The 616-nt window shown below is 38.5% G+C and carries 1 protein-coding gene; it reads left to right on the forward strand.

The annotated features are described in order from the left end of the window. Positions 1–137 precede the first annotated feature (137 nt). The coding region (locus tag ESZ26_RS19105) for a transposase (RefSeq protein ID WP_146910744.1) at positions 138–616 on the forward strand (479 nt) is incomplete at its 3' end.

Consider the following 616-nt stretch of genomic DNA (forward strand, 5'->3'; position numbering starts at 1 on the left):
GGCGTTGAGGCTGTAGAATTTCTCCAAAAAGTAACATTTCCTGTTTTTATTATTATTTTCAAATAGTGTGTTTTTTATACTTGTTTGCACTCACTGGCTATGATCTAATAGATATTATTCATCGACCGTAAAATGTTATGGCGAACTACAAACCTGATTTATCCTGTCAAAGTAAGTTCATTCCCGTTGATTTTTCACAACAGATAATGCCTGGAACGTTCGAATATGCGCTTGCGCATATTGTCGAAGATCACCTTGATTTATCGGGCTTCGATCGTTGGTACCATAATGATAAAACAGGCGCAGCAGCTTACCCTCCATCGGTGATGTTAAAAATTATTCTCTTTGCTTATTCTCGTGGCCTTATCTCAAGCCGTAAAATAGCAAACGCTTGTGAAACCAATATCACCTTTATGAGTTTATCGGGCGATGTTCAGCCTCACTTCACTAGTATTGCGGGTTTCGTTGCTAAAATGAAAGACCAAATTGAACCGCTGTTTACTCAAGTATTGTTGATATGTGATCGTGAGGGCTTAATTGGACGAAACATGTTCGCCATTGATGGCTGTAAAATAAAGTCTAATGCCAGTAAAGAATGGAGCGGTACTTTTGAAGA

The organism is Colwellia hornerae, from assembly GCF_007954355.1.
GTDB lineage: Bacteria > Pseudomonadota > Gammaproteobacteria > Enterobacterales > Alteromonadaceae > Colwellia_A > Colwellia_A hornerae.